Raw genomic sequence first — 5,494 nt, forward strand, 5'->3', positions numbered from 1 at the left:
AAAACAACAAAAAATAGCAGCTTCAGCCCTAACCTAAATGAGCTTTTACAGACAAAAACTTGCGCAGCATTTCTCTGGTAATCCGTGGTGGGGTGTCTATTTCATCTATGTGTCTTTGCTTAAAAGAATATTGCTAGTCTTACTGAGTGCTCTACTAGGAGTACTTTGTTTTCCACCAATTTCTTTCTCATTTTTATCGGTCGTTGCGTGGTTTCCATTATTACTTGGGATTAGCGGGGCGCCCGTTAAAGTGGCAACACGTCTAGGCGTATTGCATGGACTTGTTTTCTACGGTGCAACGTTGTCTTGGCTAACGGAGGTTTTTGAAGCTACTCCCTATATGGTTGTGCCTTTAGTTTTTATGATGGCGTCCTTTACGGGAGTCTTTTGCTTATTGGTTAGTTATTCTTGCAGTTTATATAGAGTTAGATGGTGGTATTCATTTCTATATGCAGCTCTGTGGACGGGAATAGAATTTTTTAGAGCTGAGTTGTTTCCGTTAGGGTTTCCGTGGATGACTCCAGGGCTTGGGCTTGGGCCTACCGTATTGACGCCAATCATCGGTGTATATGGAGGAGGCTTTCTGATTGTCCTTGGTTGCAGTCTACTGATTCAGGATCGACAAAGAAAATGGGGGCTGGCTGTATTAATTCTGATGCTTGTAGCTAGTGTCTTAGTAAAGCCCGATACTGATTCAGGTCAGAAAGTTCGGGTTCTAGCATTACAGTCCGAAAATGGCTTTTTAGAGAGTTATCTCGAGATGATTGCTGAGTGCGAGAAAGAAGTGGAAGTCATCTTGCTGCCTGAGTATGCGTTCGGGCGGGATGTTCGGGAATCTAAGCACATTTGGAGGGCTCTGACTGACTTAGCAACGGCACGAAACGCGATAGTGATAGTAGGTACTATGACTGAAGTTGAAGATTATTGGTACAACACTGCTTTAAGTTTGACTGATGATGGAGTGGCTGGCGTGCACTATAAGAATTATCCTGTGCACTTTTTTGATGATGGCAGGGCTGGGGAAGAAGCAAAATCTTTGCAAGCTAAGGGGCTGAGTTTCGGTACGCCAATTTGTTTTGATAATGATTATGAGGGAGTTGTCAGGAGAATGACAGCAGACGGAGCCACTTTTTTTGCTGTGCCCAGTCTCGATGCTGAAAGTTGGACTGAGCGGGAACATTGGCAACATGCGGAGCTATTTAGACACAGAGCGGCCGAGAATGGACGTTGGATGGTTGTTTCGACGGGCTCTGGAATCACTCAGCTGATCGATGCTCACGGTGTTAGGCGCGAATGGCTGAAGCCTATGGAGAATGGATGGATGCATGTTGAATTACCAATTAGGACTACTCAGACAGTCTACACTCGATTCGGATGGCTATTTCCTTGGGCTATGTTGACTGTTTCTGGTGCTTGGATAGTTATTCTTGTGTGTAAGTGTGTACAACGATTGTGGGGATGCCGCAGAAATTGAGTTGATGCTCATAGTGAGTTACGCTACCGATTTTGCATGCAAGACGCTCCGTATCAAGTCCTTCTTTACTACCTCTATGTCGACATCGAAAATCCAGAGGTGTACCGAGATTCCCACCGCACGTTATGTGAGAAGCTAGAGCTGAGAGGGCGAGTTATTGTTGGTAAAGAGGGGATCAATGGAACTCTTTCCGGAACGACTGAGAATTGCCAAAAGTATAAGGATGCTATGAAGAATGATGCGCTGACATCAGCGATCGAGTTCAAAATCGACCCTGAACAAGACCATGTGTTCCCTAAGCTTTCAATCAAGGCTCGTGACGAGATTGTGACTTTAGGTTTGGGTGAAGATGACTTTTCTCCAAATGATTGCACCGGCAATTATATGGAGCCTAAAGAATGGTGTGAAGCTATCAAGGATCCTAATGCTGTGATTATTGATGCGCGAAATGACTATGAGTGGGATCTAGGTCATTTTAAAAATTCAATACGCCCACCAGTTCCTGCATTCCGTGACTTACCTGAATGGATTCGCGACAACCGAGAGAAGTTTGAAGGAAAGAAAATTTTGACCTATTGCACAGGCGGAATTCGCTGTGAAAAGTTTAGTGGTTTTCTTGTTAAAGAGGGTTTTGAAGATGTGAGCCAACTACACGGAGGTATTGTTAAATACGGTAAAGATTCTGAAGTCCAAGGGGAAGATTTCGATGGCCAGTGCTATGTGTTTGATGAACGTATCGGAGTTCCAGTGAATCAAGTGAACCCAAAAGTAGTAGCACATTGTGTGAGTTGCGGAAGTCCAAGTGAGCGATATGTGAACTGCAAGAATAAGGCATGTAATGCTCAACACTTTTGTTGCGAAGACTGCGAGGCTGAAACCAAGCGCTGTTGCTCTGATGCTTGCCTTGATGTTTACACGGTGAAATACGAAGGAGTGGTGAAGTAAGCTTTACCTTTTTTCTCAGCCGTGCAGGTTTCCTGTATGCCGCGTTTGATTCCATTATTACTGAAAATTTCACTGCCCTTGATTGTGATCGACCAGATCACAAAGTGGTGGGTTGTCTTTAATTTTAAGCAACCATATTTGCCATTCCAAGTGTTCCCTTACTTACCTCCTCGTGGTGAGTTTCAGGGGAAGTATTGGTTGGCTAGTAATCATGTTGAGTCAATTCCGGTCATCGACGGGATTTTTAACATTAGTCGGGTACACAATCAGGGTGTAGCCTTCGGCTTTGGCAACGGAAGCGCCTGGGCCCCTGTCGTGTTTCTTATTGTTCCGTTTGTCGCTTTGATCGTGGTGAGTTTGCTTTGGAAAAAAGGCGTTTTTGAGGGGATTGCGAAGTGGTCAGCTCCTTTGTTAGTCGCTGGAATTATTGGCAATTTGATTGACCGTCTAACACAAGGGTTTTTCTTGAAGGGCTACGAGGCAGAGAGTTTTTGGACACGTCTAAGTGAAGGATACGTGGTAGACTTCATCGATGTCACAATCCCCCTTATCGACTACCGGTGGCCTTCATTCAACGTGGCTGATAGTTGTATCTGTATTGCTGCAAGCCTTCTTTTTCTTTCAGCGTTTAAGGCTGAAGAAAAGAAACCTAAGAACGGCGTTTAATGCTTATCAGCGAGCCAACTAATAGCTTGCTCTCTAGTGGTAAGTTTACCTTCAAGTTGTTCGTTTTGTATGGCCTCTAATAGAGGTTTGAACTCAGGTCCGGGTTTGTAGCCGAGAGCGATTAAATCTTTTCCGGAGAGAAGAGGTTTCGGTATGAGTGGTTCCGCAGCGAACTCCTCCTCTTTAGCGCGCAGAAAATCGTAGTTCTCAGTGATTCCGTTGCTACTTCCGCAGTCTACGCGATGGAGTTCCATTTCTTGTTGGTAGGTTGGCCTAGCCATAAAGCGTTTCACTTTTGACGTCTTCATGAACCGAACATTCATGAAGTTCATGTGGTTTTTTACCATAGCACAGACTTCCTCGATTGTTTTGTTGGAGTATTTGAGGCGTCTGAGTATTACTTCCGCCATTTCGGCACCCACTTGGTCGTGGCCGCTGAAGCGTATGCGGTCTTCAGCTGGGTTGTAGCTGTACGTAGCTGGCTTACCTATGTCGTGTAAGAGTACGGCTAGACAAAGCTCAAGAGTGGGTTCACCACTGATCATATTAAGCATTATTTTTGTATGAACGTAGACGTCACCTTCCGGGTGGAATTGGGGTGGTTGCTCACAGCCTATTAGGTCTAAAACTTCTGGGACACAGTAGCGAATCAGTCCTGATTTGATCATCAGATCTAATCCTCGTGCGCGAGCTTTATGGAGAAGAATTTGGTTAAACTCAGCTTGTATGCGTTCGATAGCTATGTGTTCGAGTAGATGAGCATTCTCGCAAATGGCTGTCCAGGTCGCGGGTTCAATTTCGAAATTGAGTTTAGTAGCAAAGCGGATGGCCCGCATCAAGCGTAGGGCGTCTTCTTGAAATCGCTCGAGAGGGTTGCCTATGGCTCGAATGATTTTTTGCTCGAGATCAACGGTTCCATTGACGAAATCTATGATCTCATTAGTGAGGGGGTCTTGGAAAAGTCCATTGACTGTGAAATCGCGTCGAGCAGCGTCTTCCTGTGGTGATGAATAGGTTACTGAGGTAGGTCGCCTATTGTCAGAGTAAGTTCCGTCAGTGCGAAATGTGGCGACTTCAAATGACAAGCCATGTGCCCGCACAAGAATCACACCGAAGTGTGCTCCTATAGGGTCAGATTTAGGAAAAAGTTTGAGAACTTGCTTGGGAGTTGCGGAAGTCGCAAGGTCGAAGTCATTAGGAGTCTTGTTGAGCAAGGTATCCCGAACGCAACCGCCAGCGAAGTAGCAAGTGTGACCTTCTAAATGAAGTGTGTGTGCTATTTTTTGAGCGGCTTTGAGGAAATTATGCATAGTTTTGGGAAAGAAATTGTGTACTTAATGTATTTGGGGATTGCGTGCTCAGTTTGTCGAGTTTGAATATCGGCACCATGACATTGCTTTTACCTTGGACCCATCCCTTATACGGTATCACAGCTTTACTTTTAGGGGCAGCTATAGGGTCATTTTTGAATGTTGCCATTTACAGGCTTCCACGTGGTTTGTCAGTCAATGTTCCTAAGCGTAGTTTCTGCCCTGTGTGTAAAAAACCAATACCAATGTGGCGGAATATCCCTTTAGTGACTTGGCTATTGCAACGAGGGAAGTGTGCTGAGTGTGATTGCTCGATTCCGGTGCGTTATTTTATAGTGGAGTTGCTCACCGCGTTGGTCTGGGGGGGCAGTTGGTTGTATTTTGATGACCCATCGGTGGCTATTTTCTTTATGCTGTTGAGTTCTATTTTTATTGTGATCTCTGCTATTGATATTGAATTGATGGTGATTCCTCGCCAGTTGACTATTAGTGGAAGTATTTTGGGCTTGAGTATGGCTGCTTGGCATCCCGAGTTTTTCGGAGAGACAGAATGGACCCGTGGTTTGCTGAAGTCCTGTTTTGGTTTTGCTATAGGTTGGGTGAGTCTGTGGCTGGTGGTTTTGCTAGGGAAATTGGCTTTTGGAAAGCAATCCTATGTCTATGAAAAGCAAACTGCATGGATGCTAAAAGAGCCTGAATCAGACGAAGAAGAATTGTGTTTTGTCTTTGGTGAAGAAGTCATTGGCTGGTCAGATATTTTTTACCGTAAGACTGATAAACTGTTGATCGATGATCTGAAGTTTGTCCGAGTGGATGGAGTTGAGGTAAAGGCTGATCTGGTTGAAATCTGCAATAACCAAGTAAAGGTCGATGGTGAGGTCTACTCTATAGAGAAGTTGAGGTCACTTGACGGTGAAGCCCGCAGAGCGATCGTGCCCAGAGAGGCAATGGGAATGGGAGATGTGGACCTGCTCGGTATGCTTGGTGCGTGTTTGGGCCCAGCCTCGTTGTTGCTAACCATTTTTGCAGCTTGTATGGTTAGCATTGGCTGGGCTGGATTTAACAGCCTAGGTTTTTGCAAGGAGATGCAGGTTGGGCC

General features: G+C 45.1%; 5 protein-coding genes. 4 read left to right on the forward strand and 1 reads right to left on the reverse strand.

Translation table 11 applies throughout. The features are described 5' to 3' along the window. Positions 1–37 precede the first annotated feature (37 nt). The 3 genes from ABGY95_RS06180 to ABGY95_RS06190 are packed head-to-tail and all read left to right on the forward strand — an operon-like array spanning position 38 to position 3,085. On the forward strand, positions 38–1,474 hold the full coding sequence (locus tag ABGY95_RS06180; RefSeq protein WP_347440823.1) for a nitrilase-related carbon-nitrogen hydrolase: 1,437 nt from the start codon (positions 38–40) through the stop codon (positions 1,472–1,474). Positions 1,475–1,510: 36 nt separating this feature from the next. Next, complete coding sequence (locus ABGY95_RS06185; protein WP_347440824.1) at positions 1,511–2,419, forward strand: rhodanese-related sulfurtransferase; 909 nt, start codon at positions 1,511–1,513, stop codon at positions 2,417–2,419. A 36-nt stretch (positions 2,420–2,455) separates the two neighbouring features. Next, positions 2,456–3,085 carry a signal peptidase II gene (locus ABGY95_RS06190; protein WP_347440825.1) on the forward strand — a complete coding sequence of 210 codons (630 nt, stop codon included), beginning with the start codon at positions 2,456–2,458 and terminating at the stop codon, positions 3,083–3,085. Here the strand turns inward: ABGY95_RS06190 and ABGY95_RS06195 are convergent. Further along, entirely contained in the window at positions 3,082–4,395 is a 1,314-nt protein-coding gene (locus ABGY95_RS06195; protein ID WP_347440826.1) for a CCA tRNA nucleotidyltransferase, read from the reverse strand. The genes ABGY95_RS06190 and ABGY95_RS06195 overlap by 4 nt on opposite strands. A 77-nt stretch (positions 4,396–4,472) precedes the next feature. Here ABGY95_RS06195 and ABGY95_RS06200 point away from each other — a divergent pair. Continuing rightward, on the forward strand, positions 4,473–5,494 hold a 1,022-nt coding region (locus ABGY95_RS06200), incomplete at its 3' end, for a prepilin peptidase (RefSeq protein ID WP_347440827.1).

This window comes from Rubritalea sp. (assembly GCF_039830215.1).
Classification (GTDB): domain Bacteria; phylum Verrucomicrobiota; class Verrucomicrobiia; order Verrucomicrobiales; family Akkermansiaceae; genus Rubritalea.

Excerpts from the sequence above, each read along its gene's own strand:
- ABGY95_RS06190 (WP_347440825.1), top strand. The coding sequence starts at position 2,456 with ATGCCGCGTTTGATTCCATTATTACTGAAAATTTCACTGCCCTTGATT.
- ABGY95_RS06195 (WP_347440826.1), bottom strand. The coding sequence starts at position 4,395 with ATGCATAATTTCCTCAAAGCCGCTCAAAAAATAGCACACACACTTCAT.
- ABGY95_RS06185 (WP_347440824.1), top strand. The coding sequence starts at position 1,511 with ATGCAAGACGCTCCGTATCAAGTCCTTCTTTACTACCTCTATGTCGAC.
- ABGY95_RS06180 (WP_347440823.1), top strand. The coding sequence starts at position 38 with ATGAGCTTTTACAGACAAAAACTTGCGCAGCATTTCTCTGGTAATCCG.